Here is a 22,172-nt window from a genome sequence, read left to right as displayed (position 1 = left end):
CCAGCGGTGGCGGAAGCGGTGACCGTGCCCGCCACCGAAGCCGCGCCCGACCCCTTCGCGCTGCCCTCCAAGGCGACCGACACCACGCTGGAGCGCTCGCGCCTGGCCGCCGCCAGCGTCGACCGCCAGCTGCGCAAGGAAAGCCTGAACAAGTTCGCCACCTACATCCAGCCGGACACCAAGCTGGGCATGGCCATCGCCCGCGCGCAAACCAAGGACTGGGTGCTGGAGCAGACCTCCGACCTGGGCGACGGCGTTACCATGAAGCGCTACCGCAAGGGGAATCAAGAGTATTGCGAATACACCAACCTGGTCGGCGCCAGGGGCCAGGATCCCTTCCGTGACGGTAATAAGACAAAGGTCATGACTTGCCCTTGATGAGCCATGTAAAATGTCGTTCCCGTGGAAAAAGCTGATCAAGGTCGATAACGTTTATGTGGTTCAAGAATCTCCAGGTATACCGCCTGCCCGCCCCTTGGGCATTTACTCCAGAACAACTCGAAGAAGCCCTCCAGCCGCAAGCCTTCACCCCCGCCAGCAGCAATGAGCTGATGCGCCAGGGCTGGGACAAGCCGCGTCCAAACGGCGGCCTGGTGCACACCGTCAACAAGCAAATGCTGATCGTGCTGGGCACCGAAAAGAAACTGCTGCCAGGCACCGTGGTAAACCAGGTCGCCAAGGCGCGCGCCGCCGAGCTGGAAGAGCAGCAAGGCTTCGCCCCTGGCAAAAAAGCCATGAAAGAATTGAAGGAACGCGTGCACGACGAACTGCTGCCGCGCGCTTTCACCATCCGCAGCAACACCTGGTGTTGGATCGACCCGGTCAACGGCTGGCTGGTGGTCGATGCCGCCAGCCCGGCCAAGGCCGACGACATCATCAAGATGCTGCTGAAAGCGGTTGACCGCATGCCGCTGGAAAGCCTGCGCGTGCAGCGTTCCCCGGTCGGCGTGATGACCGCCTGGCTGCAGGATGACGAGGCGCCGGCAGGCTTCACCGTCGACATGGACACCGAACTGCGCGCCACCGGCGAAAGCAAGTCCGCCGTGCGCTATGTGCGCCACACCCTGGAGCCGGAAGAAGTGCGCCGCCACATTGCCGCCGGCAAGCAGTGCACCCGCCTGGCCATGACCTGGGACAGCAAGATCAGCTTCGTGCTGACCGAAGCGCTGGCCATCAAGGGCGTCAAGCCGCTCGACGTGCTGAAAGAGAACGACGCCGTCACCCGCAACGACGACGAACGCTTCGACGGCGACTTCATGCTGATGACCGGCGAGCTGAACAACCTGCTGAAGGACGTGGTCGAGGCCCTGGGCGGCGAAGCAGTCGCTTAAACTACTTAAAACCTTTCATTCTGAAAGTAATTTAGCCGGGGGAAATCCCCGGCTGTTTCCCTATGGAACTGTCGTTTTTTTAGGCAATCTGTTTCCATCGGGAATTAGTCAGGATCAAATTGTGGTAACCTAAGCAGTCCTAAGACATGGCCGGGTGAACCATGAGCACGACCACCGAAATGACAACCGCCCAGCTTGCTGCGCTCACGCCAGCACAAGTCGGGCTGATTTCTACAGCCGACTGGGCAGCACTTAATTCCAGCCAGATTGCTGCGTTCTCACCGACGCAGCTGACCATGATCAGCCCTGCGGGACTGGCTGCCATCCAGCCGGCCAACATCGCCGTACTCAGCACAGCCGCCATCGCGGCCATCAAGCCGGCCACCTGGGGCACCGCCTCGCGCAGCCTGGAGCTGATGCAGGCGCTGAGCACCAACCAGGTGGTGGCATTCACGACGGCCCAAGCGGCCGCGCTGAACTCGCGCGGTATTTCCGGTTTGACCACCAACGCCATCAGGGCGCTGGAAACGCAGGATTTGCGCGCCATCTCGGTGCTTGGCCTGCGCGGCATGACTTCCGACCAGGTGCGTGCGCTGGATACCAACCAGGCGGCGGCATTGACGTCGCGCCAGGCAGCCGCCCTGAGCAGCGCCGCCATCGTCGGCATGGACGACGAGGACCTGGCCTCGCTCAGCACCAGCTTCGTGCGCGCGATGACGACAACCCAACTCGGCGCCCTCAGCAGCGGCCAGATCGAAGCGCTGACCAGCGGCCAGGTGGCAGCCCTGATCGGCAGCCAGATGAAAGCCCTGGGCACGGACGATATCCTGGCGCTGTCGACGGCCGATATCGGCACCTTGCGCAGCAGCGCCATCATTGGCCTCAGCACGGCGCATTTGTCGGTGCTGACCAGCGACCAGCTGGCGGCGCTGACGACCGCGCAATTCGGATATCTGAACAGCAAACAGCTGGCCGCGCTGCCGTCGAATATGATTGCCGCGTTCACCACGGCGGAACTGGCCGCCATGGGCTCGCGCTTCATCACGATGATCAGCTCCGACCAGCTGTCGGCCTTGTCGACCCAGCACATCAGCGCCCTGAGTACCGGCCAGGTAGCGGCTTTGCGCAGCAGCGCATTGGCCGGCCTGACCACCAGCCAGGTGGTTGCCTTGAGCAGCCAGCAAGCCGGCGCGCTGAGCGCGCTGCAGTTGAACAGCCTGTCGACCGAGGCGATGGCCGCGCTTGAAACGGCCGATTTCGCCGCGCTGCGTTCCACGGCCATTGCCGGCCTCAGCACCGAACAGCTGCAAGCCCTGACCAGCAACCAGCTGGGCGCGTTGACAGCGACCCAGGCGGCGGCCATCGGCACGCGCCAGCTGGCAGCGATGCCCGGCGGCTTCCTGGCTTTGCTTAGTACGGCGAGCATTGCCGGCTTGAGCCGCAATCTGCTGGCCTCGCTGAACAGCGACCAGGTGTCGTATTTCACCACCAACCAACTGCGGGCGCTGGGCACGCGCCAATTGGAAGCACTGTCGACCGCCAGTATTGGCGGCCTGCAGACCGACCAATTCAAGGCGCTCACTTCAGTCCAGTTGGGCGGACTGACGCCGAACCAATTCGCAGCACTGTCCAGCAGCAACGTCGCCGTGATAGCGACCGAAGCAGTGGCCGGCCTGCGCACCCAGATCATCGCTGCGCTGACTTCGCTGCAAATTCCGGTGCTGGGCGCCGGCGCGGGCAGCTTGTTCGATAACCTGACCACGGTCCAGTTTGCCGCATTGCGCAGCAGTGCGCTGGCAGGCCTCACCTCGGCGCAAATGGTGGCGCTAAGTACGGACCAGGCAGCGCAATTGAGCAAAGCCCAGATCGTTGGCATTTCGACCGATAACATCGCCGTCATGGAGACCGCCGACTTGGCGGCGCTGCGCAGCGGCACCATCGCGTCGCTCAGCACGGCCCAGATCCAGGCCCTGCAAAGCCATCAGGTCACCGCCCTGACCACGGCGCAGATCACTGCGCTGAACAGCCGCCAGTTCATGACACTGGCCGACCAGTACCTCGACAAACTGACCACGGCGCAGGTGGCGGCGCTGAGCACCGGCGTCATCCGCCAGCTCACCACCACCCATCTGGATGCCTTGAGCACCCAGCAATTGACAGCGCTGAGCACGCGCCAGATTGCGGCCTTCAGTACCGCGACCATGGCAACGCTGGCGACCGAACAGATCGTGGGCCTGAGCAGCACGCAATTCCAGGGGCTCAGCGCAGCCCAGCTGAATGCTATGCCGACCGCGACCGTGGCGGCCATCGAAACGGCCGACCTGGTGGCCTTGCGTACCAATGTCATTGCCGGCATGGGCAGCACCCAGTTTGGCAGCCTGAGCACGGCGCAATTGGCGGCGCTCACCACCAGCCAGTTCCGTGCGATCGGCAGCCGCCAGATTGCCGGCCTGTCGACTGAATTCATGGCGGCCCTGGACCCGGATGGCCTGGCCATGCTGAGCACCGGCGCCCTGGCCGGCCTCAGTACCGCCCAGTTGGTGGCGCTGAACAGCGCCCAGCTTGGTTCCCTCGGTTCGCGCCAGTTCCAGTCGCTCAGCACGGTGGCGCTGGCCGTCCTGACTTCCAGCCATGCGCTGGGCCTGCATTCCGGACAGATCGGCGCCCTGAACAGCGCGCAGCTGGCTGCGCTGTCGACCGGTGTATTCACCGCGCTCGACAGCAGCGATTTGCTTGCCATTAAGGCGGCAAACTTCAGCAAGCTGGAATCGGGGGCACTGGCCGCATTGAATACCAGCCACTTCGCCGCCCTGACGTCGGCCCAGGTTGCCGCCCTGACCAGCCTCCAGGCCGGTGGCCTGTCGTCCGAAGATTTGGGCGCGCTGGGGACGGAAGATGTGCGCGCGCTGAATACCTCGGTGATTCCGGTCCTCACCACCGCCCAGCTGCAAGGCCTGACCACGGCGCAGGTGCCGGTGCTGTCGACGCGCCATATTTCCAAGCTGAGCGCAGAACAGCTGCATTCGCTGAGCACCACCCAGCTCAGCGCATTCGTCAGCACCCAGGTCCTGGTACTGACCCAGGCGCAGCGCAGCATGCTGACGGCTGAGCAGAGCCAGATCCTGATGCAAACCCCGATTGCACTCGACCTCGACGGCGGCGGCGTGCAAACCCTGGGCCTGGCGGCCGGCGTGCAGTTCGACGTCGATGCCGACGGCCACAGCGCCACCACCGGCTGGATTGGCCAGGGCGATGGCATGCTGGTGCGCGACCTCAACCAGGACGGCGTGATCAACGATGGCAGCGAACTGTTCGGCAGCGGCACCACCGTGGCCGATGGCAGCAAGGCGCGCGATGGCTACCAGGCCTTGGCTGAACTGGACAGCAACCGCGATGGCGTGATCAGCCAGGCCGATGCCGCGTTTGGCGAGTTGCGGCTGTGGGTGGACGCCAATGCCGACGGCGTCAGCCAGGCCAATGAATTGACTTCGCTGGTGGAGCGCGGCATCGCCGAGCTCAGCCTGGCAGCCCAGGCTACCGCCCGCCAGCAGCAGGAAAATATTGTCGGCCTGGCGTCCAGCTACCGCCGCACCGACGGCAGCACGCATGAAATGGTGGACGTCTGGTTTGCCCAGTCACCGCTCAGCAAAGCGGTGAGCGAACTGGCGCAGGCAATCCGTGCCAGCGACACGGCCGGCGCGGCGCCCGTGCCGTCCAGCCTGGCAATGCCGGGTGCCGGCAGTGACGCTTCGGTGGCCAGCGCCATGGCGGCCGTACTGCAGGACTATGACGCCGATGGCAAGCGCCTGCTGTCCGCCACGACGCTTGCCGCCAGCCATACCAGGCTGCAGGCGCTGGAACCGCAGACCCGGCAGGACTTGCTGGCGCTGCCAAACAAGTCCTGATGTGCTAAAGGACGATCAGAGCGGCTGGAAGACTCCAGCCGCTTTGTTTTTCTGGACATTATCCCAGGCAAAGATCTGGCCGTTCATGGCCACATACACGCCCGGCGGCAGCACTTGCGCCACGCCGCAGGCGAAGCCCATATTGAAGAACGCGTCCGAGTTATCGATCTCGTAAGGGATCATGGCGCCGGTGAAGACGATGGTCTTGTCCTTGATGGCCGGGCCCAGGACGGCCGCGGTTTCCGGCATGGTGTCGGTACCGTGCACGATGACGATAGCCTTTTCCGATGCTGCCTGGCAAGCCGCCAGCACGCGCTGGCGGTCGGCATCCACCATGTCCAGCGAATCGAGCAGCGACACCACTTCCAGCGCGCACGGCGTGGTGATGCGGGCGCGCTGGATGGCGGCTGGCAAGTGGCTCTCGGTGAAGGCCAGGGTGCCGTTCAGCTCGTTGTAATGCTTGTCGAAAGTGCCACCGGTGGCAATGATGCGCAGGGTCATGATGAATTAAAATGTGATCAATGAATGGCGTGCATGATAGCTGAAATCGCGGCTGGCATTCCGCCGAACTGTTGACTACACTGGCTTCTTTGCCTGACAACACCATGAAAGCGCTCGCACCCGGCACCGTGATTTTCCACCGCTACCGCGGCTATGGCGTCATCACGGCCATCAACCTGCTGACCGGCTGGATCTCCGCCCGTTTCGGCAACGAGTCGCGCACGCTCGACCTCAACCTATCCACCGACGAAGTGCAGTTTGCCGACGGCGAGCCCATCCTGTTCCGGCGCGCCCCGCCCGACCGCATGCCGCACGCGCGGCTGATGGCCGTGGTGCGCGAGCTGCACCGCGCCGGCTACCAGAAACTCTACCTGTACTCCTGGCCCAAGCCCTCCGGCCTGCACTGGCGCTGGCACCTGTTCACCGGCCCGCGCGACTGGATGCAGCGTTCCTGGCGCGAAGGCTGGTACGGCTCCGGCGCCGACTATATTTTCAATCCCGTGATGGGCTGGGGCGACCAGCCCGGCGCCAGCACGGAAGAACTGGTCCATGCGTTAGCGAAGTTCGACCCGCAAGGCCTGGCGCAAGCCTTGGGCCGCGACGAAGACCACACCGCCTGGTTCGCCTCCGTCTGCGACGCCCTGCTGCCCGGATACATGTACAGCCTCGACATGCAACGCCCGCCCGGCGCCCCGCTGATCGAGATGCCCCCGGTGCCGGTGGTCCCGGTCCGCGCCACGCTCCCGCAATACAGCGGCCCGGTAATCACCTGGCCCCCCGGCTGGGCCGGCCTCTGGAGCAAAGTCCACGCCATGCCACTGCCCAGCCCGTGTCCCACCCTGGGGTCACACCCTCAGCGGGACACGGACCCAGCCGTATAGCCGATCAGCCCGTGTCCCGTTTAGGGTGTGACCCCATAGTGGGACACGGGGTCAGCTGTTGATGTGCGTGATCAGGTTCTGGAAGGCGTGGCGGAAGTAAAGCTCATAGCTATCCTTTTCAACGTAGCCCAGGTGCGGCGTGCACAAGACGTTGGGCATGCGCAGCAGCGGTGAGTTTTCCGGCAGGGGTTCCGTTTCGAACACATCGAGTGCAGCGTAGCCGGGGCGGCCGGCACCCAGCGCGGCTTCCAGTGCGCCGGGCGCCACCAGTTCGGCGCGGCTGACGTTGACGAACAGCGCATCTGGCTTCATGCGCGCCAGGTCGTCCGCCGTCACGCTGCCGCGCGTGGCGTCGGCCAGGCGCAGGTGCAGCGACAGCACATCGGCCTGGGCGAAGAAATCGTCCCGCGATGGGGCCGCCTGGTAGCCGTCTGCCACCGCAGCGGCGCGGCTGGCTTCGCTGCCCCACACCATCACGCGCATGCCGAACGCCTTGGCATAGCCCGCCACCAGCTTGCCGATCTTGCCGTAGCCCCAGATCGCCATCGTACTGCCCGCCAGCACCAGGCCCAGCGTATTGTGTTCATGGCGGATCGATACTTGCTGCCACTGTCCATCGCGCAGCTTGCCCGCGTACTGGAACAGCTTGCGGCGCGCCGCCATCACCAGCGCCCAGGTCAGCTCGGCAGGTGCCGTGGGCGAACCCACGCCTTCCAGCACGGTGATGCCGAGCTCGCGGCAGGCCTCCATATCGATATGCCCGCTTACCTTGCCGGTCTGCGAAATGACTTTCAGGTTCGGCAATCTGGACAGCAGGGCGCGGTTGAACGCCGTCCGTTCGCGGATCAAAACCAGGGCCTCAAATGGCGCCAGGCGCGCCACCAGCTGGCCCATTCCCTTCACCGAATTATTGAAAATTTTGACCTCATGACCGTCCAGCAAACGGAAGCAATCAAGGCTACTGGTTGCATTTTGGTAATCATCGAGGATAGCGATTTTCATGGCAGTTAGCAGATTTTGTGATGAAAATGGTAGGGAAATAACGTGATTGTGAATATCTCGAATAGCCTACTACTTTACTCTGGCAATATTCCTACATTTTTGTCGGAAACGCCGGGACGCAGGTGTACAATCGGCCCAATTCAGGGAGCCCGACCGGGTAACACCGGAGGCCCCAGCAGCACATGTTCCAGCGCCTGTGCCTACCCTCGCCAGGCGCCCGCGCCCTCGAGAAATCGGGCGCATTCGACAGAACCGCCGTACTCCGCCGAAGCATCCTGTCTTCAGCGCGCAAGCTTTCAGCTGACGACGATTCCTGCCGTGCCGGGACAAGACAGAATTCTTTATTGGCATTGGAGGTACTATGAATCAGCCCGTTATGGGAGGCGTTTCAACAATGAACGCGCCAGCTTACATCAAACAGCAAAAGCTGATCAATTGGGTGGCGGAAGTCGCCGCATTGACCAAGCCTGCACGCATCTACTGGTGCGACGGCTCGGCGGAAGAATACGATCGCCTGTGCGCTGAGATGGTTGCCGCCGGCACCATGAAAAAGCTGAACGCTGAAAAGCGTCCAAACTCTTACCTGGCTTGCTCCGACCCAACCGACGTCGCCCGCGTTGAAGACCGCACCTTCATCTGCTCGCAGACCAAGGAAGCGGCCGGCCCGACCAACAACTGGATGGACCCGCAGGAAATGCGCGGCACCCTGAATGGCCTGTTCGACGGCTGCATGGCCGGCCGTACCATGTACGTGGTGCCGTTTTCGATGGGCCCGCTGGGTTCCCCCATCGCCCACATCGGCGTGGAACTGTCCGACTCCCCCTACGTCGCCGTCAACATGCGCACCATGACCCGCATGGGCAAGGCTGTGTACGACGTGCTGGGCACCGATGGCGAATTCGTGCCTGCCATCCACACCGTTGGCAAGCCGCTGGCTGCCGGCGAAAAGGATGTGCCATGGCCATGCAACGCCACCAAGTACATCGTGCATTTCCCGGAGACCCGTGAAATCTGGTCCTACGGCTCGGGCTACGGCGGCAACGCGCTGCTGGGCAAGAAGTGCTTCGCACTGCGTATCGCTTCCACCATGGGCTACAACGACGCCAAGAACGGCGGCGACGGCTGGCTGGCTGAACACATGCTGATCCTCGGCGTGGAATCCCCGGAAGGCAAGAAGCACTACGTGGCTGCCGCCTTCCCATCGGCTTGCGGCAAGACCAACTTCGCCATGCTGATCCCGCCTAAGGCCTTCAACGGCTGGAAGGTCACCACCATCGGCGACGACATCGCCTGGATCAAGCCGGGCAAGGATGGCCGCCTGTACGCGATCAACCCGGAAGCGGGCTACTTCGGCGTCGCTCCTGGCACCAACACCAAGACCAACTCGAACTGCATGTCCTGCCTGAACGAGAACACCATCTTCACCAACGTCGCGCTGACCGACGATGGCGACGTGTGGTGGGAAGGCCTGACCAAGGAAGCGCCTGCGCACCTGGTCGACTGGCAGGGCAAGGACTGGACTCCGGAGTCCGGCACCAAGGCATCGCACCCGAACGCACGCTTCACCGTGTCCGCCGAGCAGAACCCGGTGATCGACCCAGCCTGGAACGACCCGGCCGGCGTACCGATCTCCGCCTTCATCTTTGGCGGCCGCCGCTCCACCACCGTGCCGCTGGTCACCGAGGCACGCAACTGGATCGAGGGCGTCTACATGGCCGCGACTATGGGCTCCGAAACTACCGCTGCAGCTGCTGGCCAGCAAGGCGTGGTGCGCCGCGACCCGTTCGCCATGCTGCCGTTCATGGGCTACAACATGAGCGACTACTTCCAGCACTGGCTCGACATGGGCAAGCGCCTGGAATCGAAGGGCGCCAAGCTGCCGAAGATCTTCTGCGTCAACTGGTTCCGCACCGACGAGAACGGCCACTTCGTCTGGCCAGGGTTTGGCGATAATATGCGCGTACTGAAGTGGATGCTGGAACGCGTTGAAGGCACCGGCGGCGGCGTCGAAAACATTTTCGGCACCACCCCACGCTACGGCGACATCATGTGGGACGGCCTGCCATTCACCGCTGAAGAGTTCGAAACCATCACTTCGATCGACAAGGATGCATGGCGCGCGGAACTGAAGCTGCACGCTGAACTGTTCGACAAGCTGGCTTACCACCTGCCGCAAGAGCTGAAGGAAAACATGGCCAAGCTGGAGCAACGCCTGAACGGCTAATTTCGCTTGCACCAACGAAATGTCCACCTTGGGGTCAGACCCCAAGGTGGACATTTTTTATTGGCCGGAACTTGTGGGCATGGGCGGCAGGCCCATCATCTTGCGGCGGATGTCGAGGGCGCCTTCGTCTTCGATGACTACCGGCTTGCCGGCGGCGAGCTGGGTGCCGTAGCGCTGCGGCAGGCCTTTGGCCACGCGCAGCCGGTCTTCGGCTTGCGCCAGTTGGGCGCCCGGCACGTCGTTCTGGGCCTGGGCTTCGCGCAGGGCGGGGAGCAGGGCTTCCATCTCGCTGGGCGGCAAACGCATCAGGACGGTAAAGGCGTTTTGCGCCAGCTCCGGTCCGGCAAACCGAGCGCCGGGCCAGCCGTGCGAGGCGACAATGGTCTTCAGCCGCGCCAATTCCTTGCGGTCGCGCGCGGCATCGCGCTTACCCGGCGCACCCATGGCTTCCAGCGCGCGGATGGCGGCCAGTTCGCGCGTATCGAGCACCTTGCGTTTGATGATGATCTCTTCGCCGGCCACGGTCGCGGTAGTAACACCGCCCGCGCGGATCGTCACGCGCACATTGCCGCGCGCGTGCGTGGTGCTGCGGTTGTCTTGCTCCACCTGGTTGGCGTCCACCTGCACGCTGTACTGAGGGCCGATCGGCAGCATGAGGCGCGCCACCTCCTTGCCGCCCGCCAGGGTATGCACGCTGATACGGCTGGGTTCAGCGGCAATGGCGAGCCCGCCGCAAGCCCACAGTAACGTCAGCGCAAGCTTGTAAATGCTCATCATGGATCAACAGTAGCAAACACGCAGCGACAGGGGAGCACGGATGGCGGCGGTGACAATGCGTGACATTTTCCCAGTGGCTGGCGAGCTATCATCGCGGCTCTTCAACGCGGAGCGGATATGGCAGAACTCGAAGTAGCAAAGCACGGCAAGAACGTCATCAATATGGCGGCCAGCAAGGAACACGGCCTGGTCGACAAGCTGAAGGAAATCGCGCTGGAAATCGCGATCATCGTGTTTGCGGTCAGCATCAGTATCTGGTTCCACAGCATGAGCGAGCACCGCCATGAGCAAAAACAGGTACGCACCTTCCTGCTGGGCCTGAAAACCGACCTCAAGCGAGATATTGCGCAGCTGACATCCCTGGCCGCGAATTATCGCGAATCCGATGCCGCCTTCCGTTACCTGGGCGAACTCGATCCCAAGGGCACGCCCGACGCGGAGAAATTCGAGCGCGCCTACGTGATGACCTATTCGAACCGCTTCTTCGGCCCGGTGACCAGCCGTTTCGAAGGCTTCAAGTCGAGCGGAAAACTGATCAATATCGAAGATGAGGAACTGCTGAACGACATCATGACCCTGTACCAGGAGAACCACCGCGTAATCGGCTACTCTGAACGTGGCTGGAGCGGCCAGCACGACAAGCTGCGCAGCTACCTGGACGCGGCCCTGGAATCGGGCGACAGCCTCGAGCAGCGCTACCGCGCGCTGAACACGGTGAACGGCAAGCGCCTGCTGCGCAATGCGGTCACCTACCACCAGCTGTACCAGCGCTATGAAATGACTGCCAAGCTGAGCGACAAGATCATCCAGCGCATCGACGCGCTGTACAAAGACAGCTGAGTGAATTTTTATACAAAGTTTTTCTTGACACCACATTCCTGCCGGGCGCAGAATCAGCGCTCGTTAGATTTTCAACAACCAGATTAAGAAAGGACGACCATGCCACGTACGGCTATCAAGTTTAAGAAGACCAGATAGCCCCGCTGCGCGTGCGCTCGGGGCCTCTGGCGAATTGCCACCCCCGAGCCGGACGTCCGACGACGAGACCCCGGTAAGGAAACTTGCCGGGGTTTTTGTTTTTGGGTCCCCGGCGCCAAGAAGAAGGAGTTAATACATGCGACCATACCAACGCTTCCTGAGGAAGTGGATCACCACCAATCTGCAACTGGTCAACAAGCAGAATTTCACCGACATCGCCGAACTGGAGCTGCACGAGCACCAGCTGGAGCATGCCGCCGACACCATGTTCGCGATCGCGGAAGCCAGCTTCCATCCGAACTACCACTGCCGCGCCATCGTCGACAAGGACGGTGTGGTGGGCTTCCTGATGTACGCCGCCCCGGGCGAGGGTGATGAGCCGGGCGACTACGCGATCTACCACCTGATGGTGGACCGCCGCTACCAGGGCCGCGGCCATGGCCGCCGCGCAGTCCAGCTGGCGCTGGCCGAGATCTGCAAGCACGGCGATGTGCAGCGCATCTGGACCAGCTACCGTCCCGGCAACGAAGTGGCGAAGGAGCTCTACGCGCCGTTCGGCTTCGCTGAGACCGGCGTCGAGGAGGATGGCGAGGTGTACGCGGTCTGGACCCCGGAGCCTTACTAAATCGCTTGCACTTTCGCACAGGTGTGCTAAAGTTCGCTCCATGGACACCCTGACCGCAAAAAGCGAAGCAACCTTCGCCACCATCCTGGACGCTGCCATGGAAATGGCAGCGGCGGAAGGCATCGGCAAGCTGTCGCTGGGCGAGATCGCCAAGCGCACCGGCATCAGCAAGAGCGGGGTGTTTTCGCGCGTAGGTTCGCTGGAGCAGCTGCAGTGCGCGGTGCTGGACGAATACGACCGCCGCTTCGCCGCCGAAGTGTTCATGCCTTCGCTGACGCTGCCGCGCGGCTTGCCGCGCCTGCAGGCCCAGGTGGCGGCCTGGTTCCAGCGCGCCGCCGACGAGGCGCTGCGCACTTCCTGCCTGTACACCGCCGGCGCCTTCGAGTTCGACGATCACGAAGAGAATGCGGTGCGCGACCGCCTGGCGCAGGGGGCACTGGCCTGGCGCGCATCGCTGCGCAAGACCATCCTGCAGGCGATGGAGGCCGGCCAGCTGCGGCCGGATACCGACCCCGAACAGCTGGTGTTCGAGATTTACAGCCTGGTGGTGGGCTTACTGCATGACGCCCGCTTCCTGCACGACCAGCAGTCGCCGCGCCATGCGCAGCGAGCCTTCAACCGCTTGATTTCGACGTACAAGAGCTTCAATGACGTGTGAGCTTTTTTTTGAACTAAATTCGCACAGGTGTGCGAAATGCAAGTAACAGGAGAATGAAAATGCGCTACTTACTTTTGCTGGTGCCGGTCGGCATCTACTTCATGAGCCATAGCAGCCTGTGGGGCATCCTGCGCGGCCTGCCAAAGCACAACAGCGATTTCGGCGAAAACTATTAAGGAGCCGCCATGGTCCTCGACTTCTACTTTGACTTCGCTTCCGGCTACTCCTATTTCGCCGCGCGCCGCATCGAATGGCTGGCTGCCGCCCATGGCGCCACCGTGCGCTGGCATCCGTTGCTGCTGCCGGCGCTGACCGAGCAGACCAAGGTGCTGCCTTCGCCGGTGGTGCCGGTCAAATGGCGCTATGTGACGCGCGATATGCAGCGCACGGCGCAGGAAGAGGCGATTCCGTTCAATCCTTCCAGCGCCTTCCCGCAAATGCTGATCGCGCCAGGCCGCGCCATGCTGTGGGTGCGGGCGGCGCACGGCGAACAGGCTGCGGTGTCCTTCGCGCGCACCTGCTTCCAGGCCTACTACGCGGACGGTGTGGATATCGCCGACAAGGCGGTCTTGCTGGGCATTGCGGAAGCGCAGGGCATCGACGGCTCGGCCTTCCTGGCCGGCATGGAAGACCCGGCCATCAAGGCGCAATTCAAGCAAGGCAATGAGCTGGCGCTGGAGCGCGGCGTGTTTGGCGTGCCGTTTGTGATGGCGGAGGGCGAGCCGTTCTGGGGCTACGACCGTTTCCCGCAGCTGGAACGCTGGCTGGCGGCGGCAGCGCGCCGCGCGGCCTGAGTGCTTAGCGGCGCAGCTGGTCGAGCGTCAGCCACAGCTCCTTGCGCGCCAGCGGCGTCGCCGGCGGCAGCTCGGGATTGGGCAGCTCGATCACGCGGCGCTTGCCCAGCGCCGCCTTGTCCAGCATGGGGCGGTAGTAGGCCAGCAGCAGGCGGTCGAAAGAGCCGTCGGCCAGGGCGGCTTCCAGTCCGCGCCGGATGTCTTCGGCCAGCTCCGGATTGGCGCGGTTGACGAAGAAGTAGTCGGCCGCGGGGTAGTGCAGCACCAGGTAGGGGTCGGCCACCAGGCCGGGATGCTGCGCCAGCTCCGACCAGATCTCATTGATCGAGCGCGGCACCGCGTCGATACGGTGCGCTTTCAGCATGCCGAACAGGCGGCTGTAGCTCGGTACCGTGTCCGGCGCCAGGCCAGCCGCGCGCAGCACGGCCAGGTCAGGCCAGTCCTGGCCCAGGGCCATGCGGATGCCTTTCAGCTCGCGCACGCTGCGCACGTCGCGCAGCCAGTCTTGCTTATCTTCGCGCAGCAGCAGGATGCGCCAGCCGATCAAGCCTTTGGAAATGGGGATGCGCACCGGCAGCATCTGCTCTTCGCGCTCGGCGGAGGTCATGGTGCCGACCACGTGGATCTGGCCGGAATTGGCGAGCAGTTCGGCGATGGCGCGGTTCTGCTGGCGGTACACGGGCGCCATCTCGGCACGGTGTGCGCTGCCGGCCTTGGCCAGCGCCAGTTGCAGCAGTTCGAAGGCGTAATCGGACTTGCCGTTCTCGAATGCTTCGGGCGTGGGGTAATAGATGGTGCCGCCGCGCGCGCTGGCGGCAGCCAGCATTGCGGCGCATAACAGGACGCAGGCAAAACGGTGCAGCGCGGGCATGGGGGCCACCTCCGCGGCGCGTATGGAGTGACTTACATTGTACTACCAGGTGCTTGCGCCACGTCCACCCATGTTGCACCGGTGAGTGTCGCCATGCGTTCGGGGCAAAGGCGCACGGCGGCGTTGATGGCGCCACCGGCCGGTATCACTTCCTGGTATTCGCGCAGCGAAACGTCGCAGTAGACTGGGATCGGGCCTGGCAGGCCGAAAGGGCAGACGCCGCCGACCGGGTGGCCGGTCAGCGCTTCCACTTCTTCCGCGCCCAGCATGCGCGCGGTGGCGCCGAAATGCGCCTTGAACTTCTTGTTGTCCAGCCGCGCATCGCCGCGCGTCACCACCAGCACGATGCCATCCTTCATGCGCAAGGACAGCGTCTTGGCGATCTGGCCCGGCTCGACGCCGTGGGCGGCGGCGGCCAGGGCCACGGTGGCCGTGCTTTCCGCCAGTTCGATGACTTCCAGGTCTGGCGCGTGCTGCGCCAGGAAGTGTTTGACGGAGTGCAGGCTCATTATTTTTTCTTCAGCAGTGGGCCGAGGTATTTGCCGGTGACGCTGTTTGGATTGGCCGCCACTTCTTCCGGCGTGCCGCTGGCGATGATCTGGCCGCCGCCGGCGCCGCCCTCTGGGCCAAGGTCGACGATCCAGTCGGCAGTCTTGATCACGTCGAGGTTGTGCTCGATGATCACCAGGGTGTTGCCATGGTCGCGCAGGCGGTGGATCACCTTCAGCAGCAGGTCGATATCGTGGAAGTGCAGGCCCGTGGTCGGCTCGTCCAGGATGTACAGCGTGCGGCCGGTGTCGCGCTTGGACAGTTCCAGCGACAGCTTGACGCGCTGCGCCTCGCCGCCAGACAGCGTGGTGGCGCTCTGTCCCAGCTTGATATAACCGAGGCCCACGTCGAGCAGGGTTTGCAGCTTGCGCGCGATGACCGGTACCGCCTTGAAGAATTCGTGCGCGTCTTCCACTGTCATGTCCAGCACTTCGGTGATGCTCTTGCCCTTGTAGTGCACTTCCAGGGTTTCGCGGTTATAGCGCTTGCCGTGGCAGACGTCGCACGGCACGTACACGTCCGGCAGGAAGTGCATTTCGACCTTGATCACGCCGTCGCCCTGGCAGGCCTCGCAGCGGCCGCCCTTCACGTTGAAAGAGAAGCGGCCGGCCGAGTAGCCGCGCTCTTTAGCCACCGGCACGGTGGCGAACAGGTCGCGGATCGGCGTGAACAGGCCGGTGTAGGTGGCTGGGTTGGAACGCGGCGTGCGGCCAATCGGCGCCTGGTCGACCGAGATCACCTTGTCGAAGTGTTCCAGGCCGCTGATCGAATCGTGCGGCGCCGGTTCGGTCTGGGAGCCGAACAGGTGGCGCGACAGGGCCGGGTACAGGGTGTCGTTGACCAGGGTCGATTTGCCGGAGCCGGAGACGCCGGTCACGCAGGTCATCAGGCCGACCGGCAGGTTGAGCGTGACCTTCTTCAGGTTGTTTCCGGTGGCGCCGGTAATGGTCAGCTGGCGCTGCGGATCGGCCACGTGGCGCTTCTTCGGCACGGCGATACCCAGCTTGCCGCTCAGGTACTGCGCGGTCAGCGATTCCTTCGACTTCAGGATGTCCTTCAGCGGGCCGGAGGCGATCACGTCGCCGCCGTGCACGCCGGCACCCTTGCCCATGTCGACGATGTAGTCGGCGGTGCGGATCGCGTCCTCATCGTGCTCCACCACCAGCACCGAGTTGCCGATATCGCGCAGGTGCTTGAGGGTGTCGATCAGGCGGTCGTTGTCGCGCTGGTGCAGGCCGATCGACGGCTCGTCCAGCACGTACATCACGCCGGTCAGGCCGGAGCCGATCTGCGACGCCAGGCGGATACGCTGCGCTTCGCCGCCCGACAGGGTGTCGGCGCTGCGTTCCAGCGACAGGTAGTCCAGGCCCACATTATTCAGGAAGGTCAGGCGCGACACGATTTCCTTGATCACGCGGTCGGCGATGTCCTTCTTCGCGCCCTTCAGCTTCAGTTGCTCGAAGTAGGACAGGGTTTCGCGCAGCGGCTTGTCGGCGATCTGGTAGATCGCGCGTTCCTGCTTGCCGGTGCCGATCTTCACATGCCGCGCTTCCACGCGCAGGCGCGCGCCTTCGCAGCTCGGGCACTTCTTCTCGTTGATGAACTTCGCCAGTTCTTCCTTGACCGCCATCGAATCGGTTTCGCGGTAGCGGCGCTGCAGGTTGTTGACGATGCCTTCGAAGGTGTGTTCCTTGACTACCGCCTTGCCGCGCTCATTCATATAAGTAAACGGGATGGCGGTCTTGCCCGAGCCGTGCAGCACCACGTCCTGCGCCTTGGCCGGCAGCTGTTCGAACGGTGTGTCGAGGTCGAAGTCGTAGTAGGCGCCCAGCGCGGCCAGCATCGAGTAATAGAACTGGTTGCGGCGGTCCCAGCCCTTCACCGCGCCGGAAGCCAGCGACAGGTTGGGGAAGGCCACGATGCGGCGCGGGTCGAAGAATTCGATATGGCCCAGGCCATCGCACTCCGGGCAGGCGCCCATCGGGTTGTTAAAGGAGAACAGGCGCGGCTCCAGCTCCTGCAGCGAGTAGCCGCAGGTGGTGCAGGCAAACTTGTTGGAATAGACATGCTCGGCGCCCGTGTCCATTTCGTACACCACGGCGCGGCCGTCGGCCAGGCGCAGCGCGGTCTCGAACGATTCGGCCAGGCGCTGTTTGATGTCGGCGTTGACCTTGACGCGGTCGATCACCACGTCGATGGTGTGCTTCTCGGTCTTCTTCAGCTTGGGCAGGTCGTCCACTTCATAGATCTTGGCCTCGTGGGTGCCGCTTTGCACGCGGAAGCGCACGAAGCCCTGGGCCTGCATGGCCTCGAACAGGTCGACGTGCTCGCCTTTGCGGTTGGCCACCACCGGCGCCATGATCATCAGCTTGGTACCCTCCGGCATTGCCAGCACGGCATCGACCATCTGCGACACCGACTGCGCGGCTAGCGCGTGGTCCGGGTGGTTGATGCAGTAGGGGGTGCCGACGCGCGCATACAACAGGCGCAGGTAGTCGTGGATCTCGGTCACGGTGCCCACGGTCGAGCGCGGATTGTGCGAGGTTGCCTTTTGTTCAATCGAGATCGCCGGCGACAGGCCCTCGATCATGTCCACGTCCGGCTTTTCCATCAGCTGCAGGAATTGGCGGGCGTAGGCCGACAGCGATTCCACATAGCGGCGCTGGCCTTCCGCGTAAAGGGTGTCGAACGCCAGCGACGACTTGCCGGAACCGGACAAGCCGGTGATCACGATCAGCTTGTTGCGTGGCAGGTCGAGGTTGATGTTTTTCAGGTTGTGCGTGCGAGCACCGCGGATGCGGATTTGTTCCATGATTGAGCTAAATCAGACTGGAGTGGGCAAATACTGTATATAATACCAGTGATCAAGATTATCTGCGCGTATATAATCGCCGTTCAGCAAAATTCAAACGTGGGAGTAACACATGGCATCTGTTAACAAAGTCATCATCGTAGGCAACCTGGGCCGTGACCCGGAGATTCGCTATATGCCAAGCGGTGATGCGATCGCCAACATCGCTGTTGCGACCTCGTATCGCAGCAAGGACCGCAACACCGGCGAACAAAAAGAACTGACCGAGTGGCACCGCATTTCCTTCTTCGGCCGCCTGGCCGAGATCGTGGGCCAGTACCTTAAAAAAGGCTCTTCTGTATACGTAGAGGGCCGCCTGCAGACCCGTAAATATACCGACAAAGACGGTATCGAGAAGTACGCTACCGACATCATCGCTGAAAACATGCAGATGCTGGGTGGCCGTGGCGATTCCGCTGGTATGGGCGGCGGCATGGGCGGCGGCGACGACATGGGTTACGACGCGCCGCCGGCACGTCCAGCACCACGTCCACAGGCAGCCCCGGCGCCGGCACCGCGCCCGGCACCGCGTCCGGCACCGAATTTCTCGGACATGGACGACGATATTCCGTTCTGATAGTCGCCAGACAATAAAAAGCCCGCTGATGCGGGCTTTTTTCATTGGCGCGTCAAATTTGGGCGGTAATGTTTCTGTCGAGGCTAGCGTTGTAAACAAGCTTATGAATGTTTACATGAAGTTAACGAAATGTTTCCCAAAAATCAGGTTGCGGAAACCCCGATTTGTTCAACTAGCAGATGCCATACGGCAACAAGCTCATGTAAAATCGCGTCCAGGGTAGGTGAAATGTCTTTTCCCTTAGCAAATGAAAGTTCCTATAAGTAAATAAAAAAAATGCTTAATGGGAACACCGTTTTGGTCGCTTTGTGTCGTTTGACGGCTGCCTGTCTGTGCGTTGGCGCACGATTCGGGTCTAAAGTTAACCGCTTTGTTGACGTTAAGAATGAAAAGGCTGCATCCCGCCGGCAACATCTGAGGCGGACGTAATAAGTACTTGGCAAATTGGCCACGAATTTTTCGAATTTGTAAGAATGTATGGATGGGAGCCACCGGCTCCCATTCTTGTCCAGAATTTAAGCAAGGCCCACAGGAGAACGGAAATGAGCTTCGTAACCAACATGTCGACGGACCAGATCGCTGCTATTACAACGGCGCAAATCGCGACCTTGCAGACAGCGGACATCTTTGGTTTGAATACGGACCAATTCCGAGCCTTTACCACCACCCAGATCCAGGCCTTCACCTCCTCCCAGATTCCCGCCTTCAACACTGACCAACTGGCGAATATCCGCTCTGACCAGGTTGTCGCGCTGACCACCAAGCAAGCCGCCGCGCTGAACAGCGCCCAGGTAAGCGTACTGTCCACCGATTCGATCAAAGCCCTGGAAAGCCAGGACTTCGCCGCCCTGAAATCGGCCGCGATCAAAGGCCTGACCACCGACCAGGTGGGCGTGCTGACCACCGACCAGGTCTCCGTCATGTCGTCCAGCCAGGTGGCTGCACTGACCACCGACCACGCTGGCGTGCTGAGTAGCAACCAGGTGGTGGCACTGGGTACCGCGCAAGTCGCGACCCTGACCAGCGCCCACGTTGCCGTGCTGTCGACCCAGGCCATCGCCGGCATGGAAAGCCAGGACTTCGCCGCCCTGAAATCGGCCGCGATCAAAGGCCTGACCACCGACCAGGTCGGTGTGATCACTACCGCCCAGGTGGCCGCGATGTCGTCCGGCCAGGTAGCGGCACTGACCACCGACCACGCCAGCGTCCTGAGCAGCAACCAGGTGGTGGCCCTGGGGACCGCGCAAGCCGCGACCCTGAGCAGCGCCCACATCGCCGTGCTGTCGACCCAGGCCATCGCTGGTATGGAAAGCCAGGACTTCGCCGCCCTGAAATCGGCTGCGATCAAAGGCCTGACTACTGATCAAGTCGGCGTGATCACCACTGCCCAGGTGGCCGCGATGTCGTCCTCGCAGGTTGCCGCCCTGACTACCGACCACGCCAGCGTCCTGAGCAGCAACCAGGTGGTGGCCCTGGGGACCGCGCAAGCCGCGACCCTGACCAGCGCCCACATCGCTGTGCTGTCGACCCAGGCCATCGCCGGCATGGAAAGCCAGGACTTCGCCGCCCTGAAATCGGCCGCGATCAAAGGCCTGACCACCGACCAGGTCGGTGTGATCACCACCGCCCAGGTGGCCGCGATGTCGTCCGGCCAGGTAGCGGCACTGACCACCGACCACGCCAGCGTCCTGAGCAGCAACCAGGTGGTGGCCCTGGGTACCGCCCAAGCGGGCACCCTGACCAGCGCCCACATCGCCGTGCTGTCGACCCAGGCCATCGCCGGCATGGAAAGCCAGGACTTCGCCGCCCTGAAATCGGCCGCGATCAAAGGCCTGACCACTGATCAAGTCGGCGTGATCACCACGGCCCAGGTGGCCGCGATGTCGTCCGGCCAGGTAGCGGCACTGACCACCGACCACGCCAGCGTCCTGAGCAGCAACCAGGTCGTGGCCCTGGGTACCGCGCAAGCCGCGACCCTGACCAGCGCCCACATCGCTGTGCTGTCGACCCAGGCCATCGCCGGCATGGAAAGCCAGGACTTCGCCGCCCTGAAATCGGCTGCGATCAAAGGCCTCACCACCGACCAGGTCGGTGTGATCACCACCGCCCAGGTGGCCGCGATGTCGTCCGGCCAGGTAGCAGCACTGACCACCGACCACGCCAGCGTCCTGAGCAGCAACCAGGTGGTGGCCCTGGGTACCGCGCAAGCGGGCACCCTGACCAGCGCCCACATCGCCGTGCTGTCGACCCAAGCGGTGGCCGGCATGGAAAGCCAGGACTTCGCCGCACTGAAGACCGCGGCGATCAGGGGCCTGACCACCGACCAGGTTGGCGTGCTGACCACCGCGCAGATTTCCGCAATGTCGTCCGCGCAAGTGGCCGCCCTGACCACCGACCATGCTGGCGTGCTGAGCAGTAACCAGGTCGTGGCCCTGGGTACCGCGCAAGCCGGCACCCTGAGCAGCGCCCACGTCGCTGTGCTGTCGACCCAGGCCATCGCCGGCATGGAGACCCAGGACTTCGCCGTACTGAAGACCGCAGCGATCAAAGGCTTGACCACCGACCAGATGGGCGTGCTGACCACTGACCAGATGGTCGCACTGTCCAGCGCCCAGGTGGCGACCCTGACCAGCGACCAGCTCGGCGCCCTGTCCAGCACCCAGGCTGTGGCGATCGAGACCCGCGACATCAGCGCGATCCGCACCAACGCCCTGGTTGGCCTGAGCACCCAGTCGATCCGTGCCCTGACCACCCAGCAGATCGCCCAGTTGACCACGCAGCAGATCCACGCGTTGACCACCGACCAGGCGGCTGTGCTGACTTCGGATCAGATCCAGGCCCTGGTCAACCTGACCCCAGTGGTCCTGGACCTGAACGACAACGGTATCCAGACCCTGAGCATCACGGCTGGCGTGCAGTTCGACCTGGCGGCAAGCGGCCAGGCACTGAACACCGGTTGGGTTGCCGGCGGCGACGGCCTGCTGGTCCTGGATCGCAACGGCGACGGCGCGATCAACGACGGCTCCGAACTGTTCGGCTCCGGCACCACCCTGGCTAACGGCCAGAAGGCGCGCACCGGCTACGAAGCGATGGCTGAGCTCGACAGCAACGGCGACGGCGTGATCAACGCTGGCGACGCGGCCTTCAGCAAGCTGCAAGTGTGGGTCGACAACGGCGACGGCGTCACCCAGGCAGGCGAGCTGAAGTCCCTGGCTGAGCTGAACATCACCCAGCTGAACCTGGATGTCACCCGCGGCCACGGCAGCAGCAACGGCAATATCAACGGTCTGCAGTCGACCTACGAAACCGCTGATGGCAAGTCGCACGATGCAGCCGACGTCTGGTTCCTGACCAGCAAGCCTGCCGACCTGCGCAGCTCGGTGTCCAGCCTGGTACAGGCGATGTCCGGCTTCGACAGCGCTGGCACCCCGGCCGGCGGCACCGCCAAGCTGGATGTGGCAGCGGCGCAGAACGGCCTGAACGTGGCGCAGAACGCGTCGCTGATGGCAGCCGCGATGTCGCAGTTCGACAGCCACAAGCTGAACGGCGCCGAACAGCTGGCCGCGACCGACGACGACAACCGTCGCCTGAAGGCCCTGTCGCAGAACAGCAGCGGCACCGGCTTCCTGGCTGTACCGCAGAAGTAAG

At 63.2% G+C, this 22,172-nt stretch carries 16 protein-coding genes and 1 pseudogene; 11 read left to right on the top strand and 6 right to left on the bottom strand.

The features are described from left to right. From AAHE99_RS24445 to AAHE99_RS24435, 3 genes and pseudogenes are all read left to right on the top strand, one after another. Positions 1–378, top strand: a pseudogene (locus AAHE99_RS24445) (hypothetical protein); the annotation flags it as partial. A 56-nt stretch (positions 379–434) separates the two neighbouring features. Next, positions 435–1,331, top strand: coding sequence for a recombination-associated protein RdgC (locus AAHE99_RS24440; protein ID WP_342120315.1), 897 nt, complete (start codon positions 435–437; stop codon positions 1,329–1,331). A 161-nt stretch (positions 1,332–1,492) separates the two neighbouring features. Then, complete coding sequence (locus tag AAHE99_RS24435) at positions 1,493–5,236, top strand: hypothetical protein (protein WP_342120312.1); 3,744 nt, start codon at positions 1,493–1,495, stop codon at positions 5,234–5,236. Positions 5,237–5,251: 15 nt separating this feature from the next. Here the strand turns inward: AAHE99_RS24435 and AAHE99_RS24430 are convergent, their stop codons facing one another. Further along, the gene (locus tag AAHE99_RS24430) at positions 5,252–5,737 is read right to left on the bottom strand and encodes an asparaginase domain-containing protein (protein WP_342120310.1); all 486 of its coding nucleotides are present in this window, start codon (positions 5,735–5,737) and stop codon (positions 5,252–5,254) included. A gap of 104 nt (positions 5,738–5,841) precedes the next feature. Here AAHE99_RS24430 and AAHE99_RS24425 point away from each other — a divergent pair, with 104 nt between their 5' ends. Continuing rightward, a complete protein-coding gene (locus AAHE99_RS24425) occupies positions 5,842–6,618 on the top strand; it encodes an L-asparaginase (RefSeq protein ID WP_342120308.1) in 777 nt (258 codons plus the stop codon). Between the two features lie 51 nt (positions 6,619–6,669). Here the strand turns inward: AAHE99_RS24425 and AAHE99_RS24420 are convergent, their stop codons facing one another. Next, positions 6,670–7,620 (bottom strand): D-2-hydroxyacid dehydrogenase family protein, encoded by a 951-nt coding sequence (locus AAHE99_RS24420; protein WP_342120305.1) that lies wholly within the window; start codon positions 7,618–7,620, stop codon positions 6,670–6,672. 361 nt (positions 7,621–7,981) lie between these two features. Here AAHE99_RS24420 and AAHE99_RS24415 point away from each other — a divergent pair, with 361 nt between their 5' ends. Next, positions 7,982–9,844 carry a phosphoenolpyruvate carboxykinase (GTP) gene (locus AAHE99_RS24415; protein ID WP_342120304.1) on the top strand — a complete coding sequence of 621 codons (1,863 nt, stop codon included), beginning with the start codon at positions 7,982–7,984 and terminating at the stop codon, positions 9,842–9,844. A gap of 57 nt (positions 9,845–9,901) precedes the next feature. Here AAHE99_RS24415 and AAHE99_RS24410 read toward each other — a convergent pair whose 3' ends face one another. Next, on the bottom strand, positions 9,902–10,621 hold the full coding sequence (locus AAHE99_RS24410) for a DUF6624 domain-containing protein (protein WP_342120301.1): 720 nt from the start codon (positions 10,619–10,621) through the stop codon (positions 9,902–9,904). Positions 10,622–10,738: 117 nt separating this feature from the next. Between AAHE99_RS24410 and AAHE99_RS24405 the strand changes: the two genes are divergently transcribed. The 4 genes from AAHE99_RS24405 to AAHE99_RS24390 all read left to right on the top strand — a co-directional run bounded on the left by AAHE99_RS24405 (position 10,739) and on the right by AAHE99_RS24390 (position 13,676). Next, positions 10,739–11,461, top strand: a complete 723-nt coding sequence (locus tag AAHE99_RS24405; RefSeq protein WP_342120299.1) for a DUF6090 family protein — start codon at positions 10,739–10,741, stop codon at positions 11,459–11,461. Between the two features lie 274 nt (positions 11,462–11,735). Beyond that, positions 11,736–12,224 (top strand): GNAT family N-acetyltransferase, encoded by a 489-nt coding sequence (locus AAHE99_RS24400; RefSeq protein ID WP_342120298.1) that lies wholly within the window; start codon positions 11,736–11,738, stop codon positions 12,222–12,224. Between the two features lie 40 nt (positions 12,225–12,264). Beyond that, positions 12,265–12,882 (top strand): TetR/AcrR family transcriptional regulator, encoded by a 618-nt coding sequence (locus AAHE99_RS24395; RefSeq protein WP_342120294.1) that lies wholly within the window; start codon positions 12,265–12,267, stop codon positions 12,880–12,882. A gap of 185 nt (positions 12,883–13,067) precedes the next feature. Then, on the top strand, positions 13,068–13,676 hold the full coding sequence (locus AAHE99_RS24390; protein WP_342120293.1) for a 2-hydroxychromene-2-carboxylate isomerase: 609 nt from the start codon (positions 13,068–13,070) through the stop codon (positions 13,674–13,676). Positions 13,677–13,680: 4 nt separating this feature from the next. Here AAHE99_RS24390 and AAHE99_RS24385 read toward each other — a convergent pair whose 3' ends face one another. The 3 genes from AAHE99_RS24385 to uvrA are packed head-to-tail and all read right to left on the bottom strand — an operon-like array spanning position 13,681 to position 17,908. Further along, complete coding sequence (locus tag AAHE99_RS24385) at positions 13,681–14,547, bottom strand: substrate-binding periplasmic protein (RefSeq protein ID WP_342120291.1); 867 nt, start codon at positions 14,545–14,547, stop codon at positions 13,681–13,683. A 32-nt stretch (positions 14,548–14,579) separates the two neighbouring features. Continuing rightward, positions 14,580–15,056 (bottom strand): YbaK/EbsC family protein, encoded by a 477-nt coding sequence (locus AAHE99_RS24380; RefSeq protein WP_342120289.1) that lies wholly within the window; start codon positions 15,054–15,056, stop codon positions 14,580–14,582. After that, positions 15,056–17,908, bottom strand: coding sequence for an excinuclease ABC subunit UvrA (gene uvrA, locus AAHE99_RS24375; RefSeq protein ID WP_342120287.1), 2,853 nt, complete (start codon positions 17,906–17,908; stop codon positions 15,056–15,058). Before uvrA ends, AAHE99_RS24380 begins: the two co-directional genes overlap by 1 nt. Positions 17,909–18,020: 112 nt before the next feature. Here uvrA and ssb point away from each other — a divergent pair, with 112 nt between their 5' ends. Continuing rightward, a complete protein-coding gene (gene ssb, locus AAHE99_RS24370; RefSeq protein WP_342120285.1) occupies positions 18,021–18,524 on the top strand; it encodes a single-stranded DNA-binding protein in 504 nt (167 codons plus the stop codon). Positions 18,525–19,066: 542 nt separating this feature from the next. Further along, complete coding sequence (locus tag AAHE99_RS24365) at positions 19,067–22,171, top strand: beta strand repeat-containing protein (RefSeq protein WP_342120282.1); 3,105 nt, start codon at positions 19,067–19,069, stop codon at positions 22,169–22,171. Position 22,172: the final 1 nt, after the last annotated feature.

The organism is Pseudoduganella sp. OTU4001 (genome assembly GCF_038440195.1).
Classification (GTDB): Bacteria; Pseudomonadota; Gammaproteobacteria; order Burkholderiales; family Burkholderiaceae_D; genus Rugamonas.
This window is presented reverse-complemented; position numbering and strand designations above follow the sequence as displayed.